Annotated in this window: 15 protein-coding genes, 1 tRNA gene and 1 pseudogene; 4 read left to right on the top strand and 13 right to left on the bottom strand. The window is 65.8% G+C overall.

Annotated features, from left to right (window positions below; genetic code table 11):
• From ACIOD2_RS22705 to ACIOD2_RS22675, 7 genes are all read right to left on the bottom strand, one after another.
• A complete protein-coding gene (locus tag ACIOD2_RS22705) occupies nt 1-927 on the bottom strand; it encodes a ribonuclease Z (protein ID WP_400541183.1) in 927 nt (308 codons plus the stop codon).
• A 15-nt stretch (nt 928-942) separates the two neighbouring features.
• Nucleotides 943-1,506 (bottom strand): HdeD family acid-resistance protein, encoded by a 564-nt coding sequence (locus tag ACIOD2_RS22700; RefSeq protein WP_400541180.1) that lies wholly within the window; start codon nt 1,504-1,506, stop codon nt 943-945.
• 103 nt (nt 1,507-1,609) lie between these two features.
• Nucleotides 1,610-2,668: an ABC transporter ATP-binding protein gene (locus ACIOD2_RS22695; protein WP_400541177.1), complete on the bottom strand. Its 1,059-nt coding sequence runs from the start codon at nt 2,666-2,668 to the stop codon at nt 1,610-1,612.
• Nucleotides 2,668-3,438, bottom strand: a complete 771-nt coding sequence (locus ACIOD2_RS22690) for an ABC transporter permease (protein ID WP_400541174.1) — start codon at nt 3,436-3,438, stop codon at nt 2,668-2,670. The genes ACIOD2_RS22695 and ACIOD2_RS22690 overlap by 1 nt, the downstream gene beginning before the upstream one ends.
• The gene (locus ACIOD2_RS22685; protein ID WP_400541171.1) at nt 3,435-4,313 is read right to left on the bottom strand and encodes an ABC transporter permease; all 879 of its coding nucleotides are present in this window, start codon (nt 4,311-4,313) and stop codon (nt 3,435-3,437) included. Before ACIOD2_RS22685 ends, ACIOD2_RS22690 begins: the two co-directional genes overlap by 4 nt.
• Before the next feature lie 52 nt (nt 4,314-4,365).
• Nucleotides 4,366-5,499: an ABC transporter substrate-binding protein gene (locus ACIOD2_RS22680; RefSeq protein WP_400541168.1), complete on the bottom strand. Its 1,134-nt coding sequence runs from the start codon at nt 5,497-5,499 to the stop codon at nt 4,366-4,368.
• Nucleotides 5,500-5,727: 228 nt separating this feature from the next.
• Nucleotides 5,728-7,929 (bottom strand): RICIN domain-containing protein, encoded by a 2,202-nt coding sequence (locus ACIOD2_RS22675; RefSeq protein WP_400541165.1) that lies wholly within the window; start codon nt 7,927-7,929, stop codon nt 5,728-5,730.
• Between the two features lie 287 nt (nt 7,930-8,216).
• Between ACIOD2_RS22675 and ACIOD2_RS22670 the strand changes: the two genes are divergently transcribed.
• Together ACIOD2_RS22670 and ACIOD2_RS22665 are read left to right on the top strand one after the other, a co-directional pair.
• Nucleotides 8,217-8,289: transfer RNA gene (locus ACIOD2_RS22670), tRNA-Ala, on the top strand.
• A gap of 571 nt (nt 8,290-8,860) precedes the next feature.
• Nucleotides 8,861-9,361 (top strand): hypothetical protein, encoded by a 501-nt coding sequence (locus ACIOD2_RS22665; RefSeq protein ID WP_400541162.1) that lies wholly within the window; start codon nt 8,861-8,863, stop codon nt 9,359-9,361.
• A 982-nt stretch (nt 9,362-10,343) separates the two neighbouring features.
• Here ACIOD2_RS22665 and ACIOD2_RS22660 read toward each other — a convergent pair.
• Both ACIOD2_RS22660 and ACIOD2_RS22655 read right to left on the bottom strand, forming a co-directional pair.
• A complete protein-coding gene (locus ACIOD2_RS22660) occupies nt 10,344-10,721 on the bottom strand; it encodes a hypothetical protein (protein ID WP_400541159.1) in 378 nt (125 codons plus the stop codon).
• Nucleotides 10,711-11,181 (bottom strand): hypothetical protein, encoded by a 471-nt coding sequence (locus tag ACIOD2_RS22655; protein WP_400541156.1) that lies wholly within the window; start codon nt 11,179-11,181, stop codon nt 10,711-10,713. Before ACIOD2_RS22655 ends, ACIOD2_RS22660 begins: the two co-directional genes overlap by 11 nt.
• 499 nt (nt 11,182-11,680) lie before the next feature.
• On the opposite strand from ACIOD2_RS22655, the gene ACIOD2_RS22650 reads away from it, so the two are divergent.
• Nucleotides 11,681-11,884 carry a hypothetical protein gene (locus ACIOD2_RS22650; protein ID WP_400541153.1) on the top strand — a complete coding sequence of 68 codons (204 nt, stop codon included), beginning with the start codon at nt 11,681-11,683 and terminating at the stop codon, nt 11,882-11,884.
• A gap of 250 nt (nt 11,885-12,134) precedes the next feature.
• On the opposite strand, the gene ACIOD2_RS22645 is transcribed toward ACIOD2_RS22650, so the two are convergent.
• From ACIOD2_RS22645 to ACIOD2_RS22630, 4 genes and pseudogenes are all read right to left on the bottom strand, one after another.
• Nucleotides 12,135-12,974, bottom strand: a complete 840-nt coding sequence (locus tag ACIOD2_RS22645; protein ID WP_400541150.1) for a hypothetical protein — start codon at nt 12,972-12,974, stop codon at nt 12,135-12,137.
• Nucleotides 12,975-14,186: 1,212 nt separating this feature from the next.
• Nucleotides 14,187-14,408: pseudogene (locus ACIOD2_RS22640) on the bottom strand (site-specific DNA-methyltransferase); the annotation flags it as partial.
• A 559-nt stretch (nt 14,409-14,967) separates the two neighbouring features.
• Nucleotides 14,968-15,261 carry a VOC family protein gene (locus tag ACIOD2_RS22635; protein WP_400541147.1) on the bottom strand — a complete coding sequence of 98 codons (294 nt, stop codon included), beginning with the start codon at nt 15,259-15,261 and terminating at the stop codon, nt 14,968-14,970.
• Nucleotides 15,262-15,297: 36 nt separating this feature from the next.
• Nucleotides 15,298-16,344, bottom strand: coding sequence for an EcsC family protein (locus tag ACIOD2_RS22630; RefSeq protein ID WP_400541144.1), 1,047 nt, complete (start codon nt 16,342-16,344; stop codon nt 15,298-15,300).
• Between the two features lie 196 nt (nt 16,345-16,540).
• Between ACIOD2_RS22630 and ACIOD2_RS22625 the strand changes: the two genes are divergently transcribed.
• On the top strand, nt 16,541-17,962 hold the full coding sequence (locus ACIOD2_RS22625; RefSeq protein ID WP_400541141.1) for a M1 family metallopeptidase: 1,422 nt from the start codon (nt 16,541-16,543) through the stop codon (nt 17,960-17,962).
• Nucleotides 17,963-18,026 lie beyond the last annotated feature (64 nt).

Raw genomic sequence — 18,026 nt, 5'->3', positions numbered from 1 at the left:
CTACGGCGCGAGGCGGCTCGCTGGGGAGGACCGGCGTTTCGGCACCTGGACCCGCTCCAGGTCCTGGGCCACCACGATCTCGCCGTCGAACTCGGCCCGCGCTTCGTCGAAGAACCGCCGCGGCTCGGGGTAGCGCTGCGAAAAGTGGGTCAGCACGAGCTGCCGGACGCCGGACTCGGCGGCGACGCGGGCCGCCTGCTGCGCGGTCAGGTGGCCGAAGTCACGGGCCAGCCGGGTGTCCTCGGCGAGGAAGGTCGACTCGATCACGAGCATGTCCGCGTCCTCGGCGAGGGCGTAGACGCCGTCGCAGAGCCGGGTGTCCATGACGAACGCGAACCGCTGGCCGCGCCGGGGCACGCTGACGTCGTCGAGGCGCACGGTCCCGAGCTGCCCGTCCCGCATGAGCTTGCCGACGTCGGGGCCCTTGATGCCGTGTTCGCGCAGCCGCTCGGGCAGCATGGTCCGGCCGTCCGGCTCGATGAGCCGATAGCCGAAGGCCTCGACCGGGTGACTCAGCAGCCGCGCTTCGAGGACGCCGAACCGGCCCGACGCGATCGGGCCGTCGGCCTCGACCGGCTGCTCCCGCAGGTCGGCGGTCTCGTAGAACGACGTCGCGTGCCGCAGCCGTTCGAAGTAGTGCGCGCCGGACGCCGGGAAGTGGGCGTGCACGGTGTGCTGCACCTTGTCCAGCGACAGCCGCTGGATCACCCCGGACAGGCCGAGGCTGTGGTCGCCGTGGAAGTGCGTGACGCAGATCCGCGTGACGTCCGTGGCCGCGACGCCGGCGTGCACCATCTGCCGCTGGGTTCCCTCGCCGGGGTCGAAGAGGAGACCATCGCCGTCCCAGCGGAGGAGGTAGCCGTTCTGGTTGCGGTGGCGCGTGGGCACCTGGCTCGCGGTGCCCAGCACCACCAGTTCGCGGGTCACATCCCCGCACGGTACTCAGGCCGCGGCGGGCGTGTTCGCGATCTTGCGCAGCCGGAAGGCCAGCACGAGCAGCACGATGCCGTAGATCAGCGCGTAGATGCCGACCAGCAGCGCGACGCCGTACGCGCCCGCGATCGGGTTGATCACGATGAGGATGCCCGCGAGCACGGAGATCACGCCGGCCAGGATGAGGAACGCCTCGCCCTGGATCTGCTTGCGCAGGCGGATCGCCGCGGCGATCTCGGCGATGCCCGTGACGATCGCCCACAGGCCGACCAGCAGCGCCAGCAGCAGCACCGTGATGCCCGGCCACACCAGCACCAGGATCCCGGCGAGGATGCCGAGCACCCCCAGCACGCCGTACGCGGCGCGGTGCGCGCCGTCGCCCGGCCGGAACGCCTGCATCAGCCCGCCGATGCCGTCCACGATCGCGTAGACGCCGTAGAGGATCGCGAGCACCAGCACGGTCGCGCCCGGCCAGACGAGCGCGAAGATCCCGAACAGCACGGCGAACACCCCGCGCACGGCGGTGAGCGGCCAGGCCTGGCGAGGTTCGACGACGATTCCGAAGGCGGTCATGTCCCGCTCCTTTGCACTCCGGGACGCCCAGTATCGCGGCAGTTCGGGCGCCTGGCGCGGTTCACCACCCGTTCGGGCCACGGGTCCACAGTGGCCGGTGGCCCTACCCTTCCGAGGCGAGCAGGACCGGACGGCTGCCGAAGCCGACGTCCGCCGTCGTGCCCGGCAGCAGCTCCGCGGCCGTCACGCTGGGCAGGTCCGCCAGCACCGTCGTGCCGTCCGGGAGCACCGCGGTGAGGCGGGTGACCGCGCCGCGGAAGCTGTGGTCGGTGATCCGGGCCGGACCGCCGGCTTCGAGTGTCACCGATTCGGGCCGGACCAGCACGCGCACGGCCGCGCCGTCCGGCCGCTCCCCCGGCTCGGCCAGCTTCAGCCGCTGCCCGGCGACGTCGACCTCGGCGCCGCTGCCGGTGACCGTGCCCGCGAGGTGGTTCATCGTGCCGACGAACTCCGCGACGAACGCCGTCGCCGGGCGCGCGTACAACGCGGCCGGGGTGTCGCACTGCTCCAGGCGTCCCGACTTCATCACCCCGACGCGGTCCGCGATGGACAGCGCTTCCTCCTGGTCGTGCGTGACGAACAGCGTGGTGATGCCGACCCGCAGCTGCAGCCGCCGGATCTCGTCGCGCAGCTGGGTGCGGACCTGGGCGTCGAGCGCGGACAGCGGCTCGTCGAGCAGCAGCACGCGCGGCTCGATGGCCAGTGCCCTGGCGAGCGCGACGCGCTGCTGCTGGCCGCCGGAGAGCTGGTGCGGGTAGCGCTTGGCGTGGGTGTCGAGCCCGACCAGCTCCAGCAGCTCCTGCGCGCGCTTCTGCCGCGTAGCCGTGCCCTGGCCGCGCAACCGCAGGCCGAACGCGACGTTGTCGAGCACGGTCAGGTTCGGGAACAGGCTGTAGGCCTGGAACACCATGCCCATGTCGCGCTTGTTCGCCGGCACGCCGACGACGTCGGAGCCGTCGACGAGCACCTCGCCCGCGTCGGCCTGCTCCAGCCCGGCGAGCACGCGCAACGCCGTCGTCTTGCCGCAGCCGGACGGGCCGAGCAGGGCGACCAGCTCGCCGGGCTCGATCAGCAGGTTCAGGCCGTCGAGGGCCTTGACCTCGCCGAACTCGCGGCGCAGGCCGCGGAACTCGACGGAGGCGCCGGTCTTGGTTTCGATCATCAGGCGATTCCTCGCTCGAGACGGCGGCGACCCGCCACCACGGACAGGACGAACAGCAACAGGAAGGCGACGAACAGGCTGAACAGCGACACCGCGACCGACACCCCGGCCTCGGACTGTCCGGTTTGGACCGTCCACACGGGAAAGGTGTCCATCAGCAGGATGCTGGCCAGGGTGTATTCGCCGAGTACCAGCGCCAGGTTGAGGAACGCGGCGCCGAACACCGCGCTGCGGATGTTGGGCACGATCACCCGCAGCAGCACGGTTCCCCAGCCGGCGCCGAGGCTGCGCGCGGCCTCGACGAGCGTCAGCAGCGCGATCGCCTGCAGGCCCGCGTCGAGCGTGCGGTAGGTGAACGGCAGCGCCAGGACGACGTACTCGAGCACGAGGATCACCGGCGTCCCGTTGATCACCTCGGGTGCGTCGGCGAACACCACGAGGACGCCGTTGACCAGCACGATCGGCGGGATGACCAGCGGCAGCAGGCTGATCCCCTCCATCAGCCGGCGCAGCTTCGGCTTGCGCAGGTGCACCCAGCTGACCGTCGGGACCATGATCAGCAGCGTCAGCGCGACCGTGCCGGCGGCGACCCAGAGCGACGTCCCGAGCGTCTCGAACAGGCTCGGCTCGTCGAGCAGCTTGCCCCAGGAGGCGAAGCTGTGCGTGTCGTTGACGTCGCGGAGGCTGAACTCGACCGACGCCGCCATCGGCACCAGGAAGTACAGCCCGAACAGGGTGAGAATGCTCCAGCGGCCCCACTTGTTCGTCATCCGAGCCACCTCGACGCGCGCCGCTGCATCCACGAGTAGAACGCCATCACGACCGCGACCACGACGATCATGCCGAGGCCAAGCGCCTTCCCGAGGTTCTGCTGGTCGGCCACGACGTTGCCGGAGACCAGCGAGCCGATCTGGATCGGCACCAGCGGGATGATGCCGGTGGTCAGCGCGTACGCGGTGGCGTAGGCGCTGAACGCGTTGGCGAACAACAACAACGTCGAAGCCAGGAACGGCGGCAGCAGCACCGGGACGGCGATGAGCCGGAAGTACTGCGCACGCGTCGCGCCGAGGTTCTCCGCCGCCTCGCGCCACTGCGCGCGCATGCCCTCCAGAGCCGGGGTGAACACGATGACCATCAGCGGGATCTGGAAGTAGACGTAGACGATGGCGATGCCGCTGAAGCTGAACAGGCTGAACCCGGACGCGTAGAGGTCGAGGCCCAGGCCGGTCAGCGCCTTGGTGACGATGCCGATGCTGCCGAGCGTCGCGATGAACGCGAACGCCAGCGGCACGCCACCGAAGTTGGCGAGCACCCCGGCCGCGCTGGAGACGATCTTGCGCAGCAGGCCGTCCGGCTTGGACCCGAGCACGGCGTGCGCGAGCAGCGCGCCGAGCACGGCGCCCAGGACGGCGGTCAGCGCGGACAGCTCGATGGACGTCACGAACGAGCGGCCGAACTGGTCCTTGAAGGCCGCGCCGAGGTTGCCGGTGGTGAACGCGCCGTCGTTGTCCTGGAAAGCACCGACCGCGACCATCACCACCGGCGCGCCGAGGAAGACGCCGGTGTAGGCGAGGAAGGGGACCAGGCCGAGGTGGCCGGTCACCCATGTGAGCACGCGCCGCGCGAACCCGGGGCGCACGGGCACGGCGGCAGGCGATGACGCGCCTGCCGCCGTGGTCAGCGTTTCGGCCGTCACGTCAGCCGACGGCCTTCGCCCACTCGTCCGCGACGACCTTCTTGGCCGCGTCGATCTGGTCGTTGGTCGGGAACTTCGTGTCGCCGGGGATCTGCGGCAGGGCCGCGAGCGACGCCTTGTCCGCGGTGCCCGCCGTCTCCATCTTGGGCAGCCGCGCCGGGCGCGAAAGGCCCTTCAGGAAGAGGTTCTGGCCCTCGTCGGAGAACAGGAACTCCTGCCACAGCCGCGCGGCGGCCGGGTGCGGGGCGGTCTTGCTGATCGCCTGGCAGTAGAAGTTCGAGTAGACGCCGTCGGCCGGGACCGCGACCTTCCAGTCGACCTTGCCCTCGAGCTTCTTCGCGTAGCCGGCCTGCAGGTAGTCCCAGTCCAGCGTGATCGGGGTCTGGCCGCTCTCCACGGTGGCCGCGCTGGCCTGCACCGGGATGAAGTTGCCGGACTTCTTGAGGTCGCCGAAGTAGCTGATGCCGGGCTTGATGTCGGCGAACGAACCGCCGTTGCCCAGCGCCGCGGCGTAGACGCCGGCGAACGCCGCACCCGCCTTCGTCGGGTCGCCGTTGAGCGCGATCTTGCCTGCGTACTCCGGCTTCTTGAGGTCCGCGAAGGACTTCGGCGGGTTCGGCACCTTCTTGGCGTCGTAGCCGATGGAGATGTAGCCGCCGTAGTCGTTGACCCACTGGCCGTCGGCGTCCTTCTGCGCGTCCGGGACGTCGGCGAAGGTCGCGACCTTGTAGGGCGCGAGCAGGTCGTCCTGGGCCGCGGTCAGCGCGAAGGCACTGCCGAGGTCGAGCACGTCGGGGGCGCGGTCCTGGCCCTTGAGCTGCTTGACGGCGTTGACCTCGTCCTGGCTCGAACCCTCGGGGTTCGCCTCGGTGACCTTGAGGCCGTACTTCTTCTTGAAGGCGTCGAGGAGCTCGCCGTAGTTCGCCCAGTCGTGCGGGAGGGCGATGACGTTGAGCGTGCCTTCCTTCTTGGCGGCCTCGACGAGCTTGTCCAGGCCGCCGAGGTCGGCGGCGGACTTCGCCGTGGCGGCCCCGCTCGCGGCGTCCTTGGTGTCACCGGAAGCGCCGCCGCAGGCGGCCGATACGAGGGCGGCCGCGGCGACCGCCGCGGTGAGAGCCGCGAAACGTCTGTTCACTTGCTACGTCCTCCGTTGCCCGGGTGGCTGTGCGGAGGGCAACGCTCCCTGAGCAAGGTGAACGATCTTGGTCCTGAGCGTGAATACGTACATCCGTACGCATGCACGTCGCGTAATCACACTTTTGGCGGTTGCCAGCTATCTTGACCAGCGGGTTCTTGCGGAGGAATTCACGAAGCGTGAGGACCGGCGTGCGCCGCGGCCGCCACCACGGCGCACGCCGGTTGATCAGGGGTAACTGACCAGGTTGACCGGCTTCGTCCCCTGCGGGGTGGTGTCACCGGTGGTGTTGATCACGTGGGTGATCGTCCCCTGGTAGTTGAGGGAGACGGTCACCATGTCGTGGAACTTGACACCAGGCGTGTTCGGCGCCTCGAAGGCGTGCGCGCTGGCGACCGAGGGGTTGGTGCTGAAGAAGCAGTAGCTGCCCAGCCCCCACGCCTCGTGACTGGTCACGTTCGGGCCCACCTTGTAGGCGGAGTAGCCCTTCGTGGACCCGTTCATCCAGCCCGCCTGGTTCGGCACGTCGTACGGCATCTCGTTCTGGAAGAAGTACGTCCGGCCGCCGTTGCCGTTCCAGACGACCTGCGTCTTCTGGTAGTGCTCGACGAACAGGCCGTACATCGTCACGTTGTTGCCGTTGACCGTCAGCCCGGTGTCGGCCGTGTTGGTGCCCCAGCCGACGTTGTTGCCGTTGTCGGCGTGGTCGGCGCGCCAGATCCACATGTGGTCGCCGATCACGTTGTTGCTGTTCACCACCAGGCTGTTGGTCGCCTTGCCGACGGCCGGGCCGCCGATCCGGAAGAACACGTCGTGCAGCGACGTCGGGTCGGCCGAGTGGTCGGCGGTCGAGCCGGCCGCACCGACCTGCATGAGCGTGTTCGAGTTGGTCGTGCCCGCGTCGATGAGCAGGCCGGCCACCTTCACGCCGTTGACGTCGTCGACGTTCATCGCCGTGACGCCGTTGTCCGGCACCACGGTGGCGATGCCGAGGCCGAGCACGACGGTGTCGGGCCGGGTCACGTGCAGCGCCTGGTTGAGGTGGTAGACACCGGGCGTGACCAGCAGGTTCTTCCCGGCGGCCAGCGCGGCGTTCATGTCCGCGGCGGACGCGCCGGGCTTGGCGATGTAGAACTGGTCGATCGGGATCGAGCTGCCGGGCGCGGTGCCGTTGGCCCAGCTCGTGCCGGACGCGTTGGTCTTCACGCTCGGGACGAACACCTGGTAGTTCCCGGCGTTGTCGATGTAGAGGAACGGCTTCTCGCGCGTGACCGGCGTCTGGGCGACGGTCGTGTACGGCGGCGACGGGAAGGTGTTCGAAGGAGCACCCTGGACGCCGGCGAAGACCATGTTCCAGTTCGAGCCGTTCCAGCTGCCGAACTGCGAGTTGCGCGAGATCCACTGCTGCTGCGAGCCGGAGCGGACCTGGCCGTCGATCTTCGAGTCGGAGATCCAGCCGCCGCTGGCCCACCCGCCGTCGTCGAGCTGCAGGTCACCGCGGACATGCATGCGGCGGTACGGCGCGGCCTGGCTGACGGCCCAGCGGTCGGCGCCGCCGGTCGGGTTCACCGAAAGGTTCTCGGCGCCGCGCCAGAAGTTCTGCGTCGCGTTCTGCGGCGGGAACCAGTCGGCCTCGACGTGCACGGCGCCGTTGATCGTCACGGCGTCCGGGCTGAGCCCGAGGCCGAGGACCTGCGTGTAGAAGCCGACGTTCACGTCGTTGGAGTACGTGCCCGGCTTGAACATCACGGCGTAGCGCTGGCTGCCGAACTGGTTGCGTTCCTGCTGGCTGAAGATGCTGTTGAGCCGGCTCTGGATGCTGGAGCTCGACATCGACGGGTCGAAGATCACCACGTTCGGGCCGAGGTCCGGCTGCCCGGAGGTCGGAGGAGTCGTGCCACCCACGGGGGTAAGTGTGAACGACTGCGCGGTGGTGCTGTTACACGAGTACTGCTGAAGCTGGACGGAGTCCGCCACGGAGGCGCTCGGGACGTCGAGGCACTTCCCGCTGTTGCGGTTCACGAAGTGGTACCGCCCGCTCCCTTCGTCGACGGCCTGCCACTGCTGGTTGAGGCCGCTCGAGTAGGTCCAGAGCTGCACGAGCCCGCCGTCGGCGGTCGAGACGTTGGTGATGTCCCAGGCCGCGGCCGGGTTGTTGCGGGTGTTGACCCGGAAGTAGCCGTCACCGGTCGACTGGAACTGCCACTCCTGAGAAGCTGAGGAGTTACAGGAGTACTGCTGCACGACGGTCCCGTTGGCACTGGCCGCGGCCCGCGCGTCAACGCACTTCCCACTGTTCACTGCGGCGACCGTGTACCACCCGTCCGGGGTGATCGCGGCCTGAGCCGCCGGCGCCGCCACGGCGATCGCGCTCCCGACCAGGACGAACGCCGCGGAAAGCAGCGTCATCACCCGCCGTCTCGTCTTCATGCGAAACCTCCTCCGCCGCACACGCGGCAACCTTCGAGCAGGAAACGGCAGAGGCGTGCCCGGTCTAGGGGTAGACGCGGCGTAACGGGCGGGGACCTCGGCGTCACAACCGCCGAAAATGTAACGGCGGACACACCGGGAGTCAATACACGCCTAAAAATAAGTCCTAAAACTGCAGGTCACGAGGCTGGGCTCTAGTTGGTGACCTTGCAGGCACCCCCGCGTTGGAGGCGCCGAGGCGGCGTGTACTGTATGGCCATACGAGATGCGGAGTTCACCTTCGCCTCGGGGCTATGGCGCAGCTGGTAGCGCACCTCACTGGCAGTGAGGGGGTCAGGGGTTCGAGTCCCCTTAGCTCCACTTCTCACGAAGACCGCTCACCGGGACATCGGTTCCAGGTTGGGCGGTTTTTTCGTTCCAGCGAACTTTGAGTTTCGTCAAGAAGAAGTTCAGCTACCGGCGAGTAGCTGGGGCACCGCGCTGGCAGCGGCGAAATGGGGTCACGAAAAGTGCCCCAACAGCGCCCCCCGAACAGGTGAATCACCAAAGGTTCTCTGACGCGCACCTCCGCAGCATCAACCGTAACTTCCGGCACCTGCCTCGAACCAGCCTCGATGCGGCCGCCGCGGCTGAGCGGTTGGCCATTGGCGAGTCGTGGCTCCGTCGCACCTCATCCCGTGCACCTTCGTCGGCAAGCACCTGCGCTTCACCGACGAAGACCTCCGCGCCATCGTCGCCGCCGGCCGCCGCGGACCGAGTCACCGGAACCAGGCTCCGAGCCGGCCAGGCCGACGCCGTCGAACTCGTCGCTAGCACCCGATCCGGTCACACACCGAGGTTCTTCGCCGAATCAGCTTCCCCTCTGTCGCCTATGGAGCGGTCCTGGACACGCACCACAACGCGACCCCTCACCACAACGCAGGAGTTCACCGTGCCCTGGACCGAACCCGTCGGCGACGACACCTGGCGAGTCCGCTACCGCCGCACAGACGGCACCAAAGGCGCCATCTCCGGCTTCCCCAACGCCACCGCCGCCGAGAATCACAGCAGCACCATGCTCCACGAACAACGCACCGGCACCTGGATCGACCCCGAAGACAGCCGCACCACCATCGCCGAATTCGCCCCCGCCTGGTTCGACTCCCTCGACATCGACCAACGTACCGAAGAGAACTACCGCAGCTTCCCCCAATTGGACAACACCGCCTTCACCGAACTCACCAACCTCGGCATCCGCACCTGGGAGAAGAAGCTCCGCGCCTCTGGTCTGGCGAAGACCACCGTGGACAGCATCATCAAATGCCTCTCGCTTCTGCTCTCCGACGCCGCACCGGAGAAGTTGTCACCCACCGGAACACGCAGAACATCACCAGGCGTCAGGATCAGCGGGTCGCCATATTTGAACTGTGTTATCTCCACAGGCATTGCGTGATTGATCTCCACTCGCGCGCGATCTGGCCCACTTTCCCCACCAGCGTCATATTAATCGGAACAGCCTGCGTATTCCGAAGCGAGATTACATTCTCGTAAATACACGCGTCAACAGGACAGACGCCAGGCGCACTGCCCGGGCGGTATCCGTGGCACGCAGACCTGGCGCCGGCCCAGCCACTGCGGGGGTGCACACCATCCCAGCAGCCACGACTGCATCAAGAGATACTATCAGCAGTCGGGTCAGCCTATTGGAAATGGCATGCTAATTCGACCTCACCGCCCAGATTCACTAGAGCTGAACTGGACGCCAGAGCCCAGCATCATCCATGATGCCCTTCGCCGCCAGGTCACCCAATACTGTGACTGCTGCGTCAGACTTCGACAAAAGTGACACATCAGCAGCCGAACAATTTTTCACAGTTCCGAAGCGGCTCGACTAACTTTCGACTTTGCAGAATCTGCCGTAGCCGAGTCAGCTAGATCAGCAAACGTCCGATCAAGATCCTTCAGCTCGGACAACCGCGACAGGGACTCACAGAAATCAGCCGTCGTAGACGGGTCTTGGACTGGAGCCTCCTGCGACAAGCAGGCAGTTGCTGGCTTGACGTTCAGTACCACAACCAGTCCTGCAATACGGAACCGCTATCCGACTGGCACTGCATATCTTGCCGAACACTTCCAGCGGATCCAATTCCAGCTGACACTCATTTACCACTCCCGACGACACGCCTACCGCCGCGTCATCTTGAATCTACACGATTAGATGGCAAACCGTCGCTTCCCTAGCCATAGCTACAACTCTACGAAGTCAGAGTCGTCGCGACTGCGCTGTTTGTTTCGTTCACGACGACTTTGGACCCAGCGTTGCACTATCGAGATCGAGCCGGCTCCGACTTGGAACGCGCAGACGTATCGACGCAGCGCACGCCGTTGCCAAAACGCACCGCAGAGGACAGTCTGTTCAAGTCACAGGCTCACCGTCACCGACTATCGCGCTTGCGCTCTCCGAACAGATAACCGATCACAGCAGTCAGCGCTCCGACGACGGGACCAATGATCACCTGAATGATCGTCTTGCCAAACTCCGAGTCAAACCAGTGAAACGCAAGACCAAGGCAAACTACGGCTAGGGAGAGCGCAATCAAACCAAACAAGAGGTAGACGAGCAACTTGCGGAGCTGGTCGTCCGGCTTGACCGGGACGACCTGCAGGCTGACTCCCCCGCCCTGCGCATCGACAGGCACGTCGTTCTCGGCGTCGTACGCCACAAGGGCTCGCTCCGCTTCGTCAGCACGGGCCTGCGTCTCAGTATCTGTTGGTGCGCCGGCTTGGGGTGCCGTCTCTTCACTAGTTGCCACGCTGACCACCCTGTTTGTCGAACGGCGGGTTGTCGGACGTCCGGGCGGGCAGCGCAGGAAGCTCCGACATCATGCCTCGAAGGTCAACTCCCGGGAGCTTCCGTTGCGAGACTTCCCGCGCCTTCGCGAGCGCCTCGATGACAGCGCTCCGCAGGTCGTCAATGAACTGCTCAGCACTATCCCGCTCAGCCCGCACCGATTCGTACTTCTCGTGCAGTCGGCGGTTCTGATCCCGCAGCCTGTCCATCTCCTTGTGGGCGCGTTCCAGCTCTTCGACGTGCCCGCACGAAGCTGACAAGGGGGCGAGCTGAGCCGAACGAACCACCAGAGGGTTCTTGGGCAGATCGCGGTTCGGCGCAGCGTCAGCGGGAGTCTCGAACTCAGACCGCATATCGACGATGGGTGGCTGCACCGCCCGCTTTGCCGGCTCCGCGTCCTGCTCTCCACCGTGGTACGCCATCCGTGAGCCCCTCAGGCGTCAGGCTTGAGCCGGATGCCCAAGCTTTGAGACGCGAGGATACGCCAGCCTTCCGACGTACCTCACGGGAGGGCGCCTTAGATGCGCATAGAAGTCGTATCCATGTGTAACACGGGGCGCTTATAGCACGACTCACAGGCAGCAACTGTGCGGAAGTGTGGTGACTTGCATACACCGGCGTGTCATACTGACGCAGCCAACGGGGTAAGGTTGACACCGAGACCGCCAGGTGCTAGCAGCGGCAACTGCTGACCTGGCAATCGGACGCGGGTGGCGGCAACCGCGCGCGTCCGACTCAACCCTGGGATGTCGATGGCTATAGCCACCAACATCCCAGAAGTAAGACAGACGACTGGCGGCGGCACCCGCCAGCGTAAGACTGCGACCACGGGAGTTCCGCATGGCCGATTCGACCCAGCAAGCACAAGCTGCGAATCCTCCACGAAAGGCTCGGGCCAAGTTAGCCACCGACGCTAGGTCCGTGACGCGGCTGACGGTGAATATCGGTCCTGCGACTGCCGAGGCCCTGCAGCACATGGTTGACTCAGAAAACCTGACGATCACCGAAGCGCTCCGACGGCTAGTCAGTTTGGGGTTCTTGATTCACCAGAAGGTCGTGGATGAGGGCAGGGACCTGCTCCTGCGCAAGGGCGACGAGACACAGCAAGTTCTCATCCCAAGGTAGCTCCGACAACGATGACACCCGACTTGTCGACGGGGCGTAATCCAGGCCCTCGGGGGCGTCGCCGTACGACACCCCCGAGGGCCTCCTCGTAGTCAACTCCGCGGACGCTAGCAACTCAGCAGCCGTAGGGCAGGCAGCACAGAAGAGATATGCGGGCTTCGCCGAGGCGTACGTCGTCCTGTTACAAAGAGTCGCGTTCGCGCCAGGCTGGCGTGACGGCGCGATCCCGACTAACAGACCCACTCTCGCGCTACCGACTATCTGCCGCCCTGGTAGACGTGGTCGGCGGAGCGGCAAAGGTGCGCGCGCCAAACTTCGCCATGACGTCCCGAACCTCGTCGATTGATCCCGTGAGCTCTGACGGCAAGTTGCCGAACTGGTAGCCATTTCGATCTAGCTGGACGATCAGGTACCCAAGGGCAAGAAACAGATCCAATGGCTCTGCAACTTCCTCCGCGATGGATGTCCGAAGCGTCCGAAGATGCGGCGCAAGCTGGCCCATGAGGTGATCGCGTCGCGTTGCACGCTCGTCTACAGGCAGTCGATCCCAAGTCGGGCCAGCGTTCTTCGGAGTCGGACCAGTAGCTGTTGCGTAGAGATCTTCTTCTAGAGCGGTCGGCAGCAGCCTTGCCAAACGACGGAGCGTAGTTCGCTTTGCCTCTACGAGCTCGAGAAGCTCGTTGCGCCGCCGCCGCTGAGCTCGAGCTGGTACGACGTCGCGCCCACCACCTGAGATGCTGTGAGCAGATTTCAGGCGCAAGTACCGCTGCTCAGCAGCTTGCCGGCTACGCATTGAAAGGCGCTCGGCAATCTCCGCCCAGCTCATCCTTCGATCACGAGCTTCGGCGATCAGGCGAAGTTCAATCTGCTCCAGTTGATGTTGAGCCAGCGGAAGAAGCTCCAAGGCGTCTCCGACCTCGCCTACACCAACTCGGCCAGCCTGTGGTGCATTACGATCGCCAACCTGGTTGAGCAACTGGGTTAGCTTGCCGGGACGCATCACGAAGCGGCGCGCGCCGATCCGGCGAGCCAGACTACTCGCACGCCCCGCAAGCTTCTGCAGCTCAGCCGCCGAATATTTCATGAACAACCCGTCTTAGCGTCAACGTTTCATTGACACAGTACGTCAATAGTCTGTTGACACCTCGGCATGTTGATCCAAACAGCGCCAATCACCCAAGCAATCTAGTACCACTCGCAGAAGCAAAGATGACCCGCGTACCAGCGGGAAACGCGTCGATGCAAGTGACAACTTCTGGACAAGTTCACCCAAAGTACATGGTTGCACACAAGGAGCTAAGATCACGTTGACATAACGTGACACAAGTCACTTACTCGACTTCAGGTCAATGGAGCATGATTGCGCCGAACAGCCAGCCACAACCGATTAGGTGAAGATCGACTCGTCGATCAGCGCTGGATGAGGTGTTCGACTTAAGATACTTGCCGGTATCACGCGTTGAACACAAGAAATCCGTCGTGACGTACCGGCACGTACGCCACGACGGACTCCTCGGTTTTCACTTGAAGCCACTTGACATGTGCTGACACACGGACCACGAACGTTGCCTCAGCGAGCCAAGCGTTGTACAGCCGTGAGGCCCTGACATCCACGTCAGGGCCTCACTGTTGCAAGACCACCCCAACGCTCCGCGCTTGTTGCGACGCATCAGGCGACGACGGATCACGGTCACCTACGACTTCACCCTAAAAGTGTTAGCGCCAGGTGGCGCATCCACTCAGAGGGTTCACGCATCGCCCTGCAGCTACAGTCGACCTCGACCCGGCAAGGCCTGTGCCGCAGTAGTAAGCCGTGGCACGCGAGGACCGAAAGTTGCCCTTCGGGAGATCCGCTAAACAAGCACCCTACAGGGGCACACCGACAGACTGTGCACAGCGCCACGCCCCATAGTGTTGTGCGCCAGCCCATCTCATGACTCACGTCAAACAAGCTACGCCGCAGGTCATGCATCAAGATCCGATAGGAAAGCGGGGTCGAATACGCCCTGAACAGCTACAACGTCGTTATATTTACCTCAGCTCGCGTCATTCACGTCAGCTGCATACCCTAAGCTTCCGCTCAGTAATCACACCTTTTACTAACGCTACGTAGCGTAACTGGGCGACCTTGATGCACCCCGTCACCAGATGGTGTGATGGAGATCTCTTCCCTTCACGCGCCAATGCACGTGCTAATGCGTCTGCATTTCGTTCGTACTCGACGCACCTAGAACCGGTGTAGGCACAGGACGCCTACGGTTAGTCGGAGCTGCGAGCGGATGGAACGGGCACCGAGTAGCAGTCAGTACCTCGGCATCAGCGCATGATCGTGCAGCGGCGTCGAGTGCAACCGACAGGAATACCAGAGTCGCGCTGCCCCGAGCCTTCGCTGAATCCGCATGACGATTACGTCCTCATGTGCGATCAGGTGTAGCGGGAGACCGGCCTCGCGCTGCTTGCGAATAAAGTCGCGTTGGAAGAAGCTGCCGCGCACCACGAGCTCGGCCTCCTCGACTCGGGCGACCTGCGGATTCACTAAAGCCGCCGGTCAGGACCATGACCGGCTCTCACTGGCAGTGAGGGGTCAGGGGTTCGAGTCCCCTTAGCTCCACTTCTCACGAAGACCGCTCACCGGGACATCGGTTCCAGGTTGGGCGGTTTTTTCGTACACCGCGAGGTTCCCAAGCGCCTGACGACCGACGCGGTCGAGGCCGCTGCGGTGTTGGATGCCGCGCACGGTGGCGGCCGATGTGCTGGCCTACTGCGGGAGTGCGCGCGCCGCCGGGCGCAGTGGGCCTGACGCGACGCTCGGGTTCTGGGCCGGCGGTGGTCACCTCGGCTGGGGTGGCGACCCGGCGGCCGCACGCAGAACTCGTTGCCGTCCGGATCTTGTCAGTACGACGGTGCCGTCGTCGCGGGTGTTGAGCCGGGCGGCGCCGAGGGAGATCAGCTCGTCGACCGCCTCGCGCTGGTCGCCGTTCGCCGGGAGTAGCTCGAAGCGTTGCAGGTTCGGCGCCGCCGGTGTGCTGTCCTATGTGTCCCATGCGAGTTTCGTGCCGCCGCGCGGTGACCTGCCGGGTCGGTCAGGACGACGTGCGTCTCCTCGGGGCGCTGTCCGACGTCGACGTGGCGGCCACCGTGTGCCGCTGGTCGTCCAGGTCGGTGCTGGTCAGGTGCAGGTGCATCCCGGTTCGCGCCCAGCCAGCCGGCCGGCGCGGCCCGGTACGAACCGCAGGCCGAGGTGGGTCTTCCCCGCCCGGTAGCAGCACACCGCCGGCGTCCTCGACGGCCTCCCGGCCGAGCAGGCCCGCCCAGAAGCGTGCCGGTGCGGCCGGGTTGTCCGCCTCGTCGGCCACCGTCGGCAGTCGCGAACGCATCACTGGTGCGGCAAGGCAATTGGCGCCGCGTGCGGGTCAGCTGTCGGTGTCCTGCTCGTCGGTGGTCGCTTCCTCGACGATCTCCGCGATGAGGATCGTGTCGTCGCCCGGATCGAGGTCGGCGGCCTTCTTGCTCACGGTGACGTCGACCGTCTCCAGGTGGTGTTTGTCGCGCAGGAACCGCTCGCGGTAAAGGTGCTCGGCGTCCTCGGTGAGGTTGTGCAGCATCCGCGCGTTGAGTCCGGCGCCGATCGCGATGCCGAGGACCGGCACGGCCTGTGCGAGCTTCTTCTTCGTCAGCTCCGTTGCGGATCGCTGATAGAACGCTTTGACGATCTGCGTGACGCCGTTCTTGTTCAGCTGATCCCACGTCGCCCTGCGGGCGAGGTCGTTCACGAGCTTGTTCAACTGGACGTAGGCGATGCTCTTGCTGCTCTGCTGGGCCATCCCGAAGCTGAGGATGCCGAGCGCGAAGACCCGCTCCTGGGGCAACTCGGTGTCGTAGCCGTAGTACGCCGCGGTGTGGGCGATCGCCCTCGTCATCGCACCCAGTACCAGCACGGCGTCGGCCGCGATCGCCGCGGCGACCGTGCCCGCACCGGGTGCCGCACCGGCGCCCACGCCGACGACGCCACCTGCTGTCGTGAGCAGTTCGCCGCCGGAAACCGCCAGGCCGGCGCCCGCACCCTCGACCGCGCTGAAGGCCGTGTAGCGCAGCCCCAGACGAGGCTTGGCCTTGTCGATGTCGGCCAGGTCCAGCTGGTGGATGTCACTCAGCTCGCTGACCGCATGTCCGCGCTTGGCGTAGGCCGCGACGACCGCCTTGCGGCGCAGCGTCGCTTCGCTGGCCTTGTTCACCAACGTCAGCAATCCGTCGATCGAGTTGTGGACGACCGAGGTCAGCTGTTCCGCGCCAGGCACGTGCTCCAGCCGCCCCTTGGCGACCTGACCACCCTTCGTCAGGCCATCACGAACGCGCTGCGGCACCAGACGGCGCTCGTTGACCGCCAACCGCTCCTCACGCCAGCGCTCGATGTCCTGCCACGCATCACGCTCGTACGGGTTCATCTGCTCGACACCCACGGCCACCCCCTCGACGCGAAGACCGCTCCGCCCGCTTCGGCGAACTCATGGGGCATGGTAGGCCGTCACGGCGCCGGGACGAGATCGTCGTTGTGACGGTAACCGCCCGAACCGGACGTCCAGGGCGTCTCACCAGGCTTGATCCGCGTTTGGTTCGGTCCTACTCTTCACCGTCGATGATTGCCGAGGAGGACCCATGCGAGGCGTCAACCGTAGCCGTGGCCGCTTGCTGGTCATCTCCTTTGCGCTGTCCGCCGGTCTGCTGGCCGCGACCAGCCCGGCAGCGGAGGCAGCACAAGCGCCGCGGTACTCGCCCGGGGCGCCGGGTGCCGGGGATCCGTACTTTCCCGACATGGGCAACGGCGGCTACGACGTCGGCCACTACGACATCCGGCTGGCGTACAGCCCCGGGACCCAGGCGATCAGCGCGACCACGACGATTTTCGCCGCGGCCACCCAGGATCTCTCCCGCTTCGACCTGGACTTCCAGGGGCCGCTGACGATCAGCAAGCTCTCGGTGAACGGCCTGAAGGCCGGCTTCACCCGCAGCGGTGCCCAGGAGCTGGTGATCACCCCGCCGTACGGGCTGCGGAAGGGCAGCGCGTTCGTCGTCTCGGTGACCTACGCCGGCGTGCCGCAGAAGATCGACGACCCCGCGCTGGGAGTCTCCGGCTGGGTCGCCACCAAGGACGGCGCCGTCGCGCTCAACCAGCCGATCGGCGCGGCGACCTACTACCCGGTGAACGACACCACCGACGACAAGGCGACCTACACCCAGACCATCACCGTGCCGACCGGGCTCACCGTGCTGGCCAACGGCGAACCCGGGCCCACCACCACCCGCGATCACCAGACCACCTTCCGCTGGACCATGAACCGGCCGATGTCCAGCGAGCTGAGCATGCTCGCGATCGGCGACTACGACGTCACCCGCGGCGTGACGGCCGGCGGCCTGCCGAACATCACCGCGATCGGCAAGTCGATCGACACCAAGCCCGGTCAGGGCAAGGTGTTCAACCAGACCACGGCACAGGTCATCCAGTGGGAATCCTCGATGTACGGACAGTACCCGTTCGACTCGACCGGCGGCATCCTCGCCGACGTCGGGGTCGACTACGCCCTCGAGACGCAGAGCCGGCCGGTCTACGACCAGAGCACCAGCGACGTCGACGGCGACCTGCTCGCCCACGAACTCGGCCACCAGTGGTTCGGCGACAGCCTCACTCCGGTGCACTGGTCGGACATCTGGCTCAACGAAGGCTTCGCGACCTACTCGGAGTGGCTCTACCAGGAGAAGTTCAACCACGTCCCCGTGCAGCAGACGTTCGCGAAGGCCTACGCCGACGAAAAGGACTGGAGCGGCCAAGTCGCCGACCCCGGACGTGATCACATCTTCGACGACCTGGTCTACAACCGCGGCGCCATGGCACTGCAGGCGCTGCGGATGAAGATCGGCGACCGCGCCTTCTTCAAGGTGCTCACGCAGTGGCCGACGGCTCACCGGTACGGCAACGTCTCGACGCGGCAGTTCATCCAGTTCGTCGAGCGGGTGACCGACCGCAACCTCAACTCGTTCTTCCGCACCTGGCTCTACCAGCCGGGCAAGCCGGCGCTCTGACCAGAGCAGAGCGTCCACCCGACCGAACTCCGCCCTCGCCCGATCCGCGAGAGTGTCCAAATCG

The organism is Amycolatopsis sp. NPDC088138, assembly GCF_044741685.1.
In the GTDB taxonomy this organism is placed as follows: domain Bacteria; phylum Actinomycetota; class Actinomycetes; order Mycobacteriales; family Pseudonocardiaceae; genus Amycolatopsis.
Note: the sequence above shows the minus strand (reverse complement) of the source record. Positions and strands in the feature narration are given on the sequence as shown.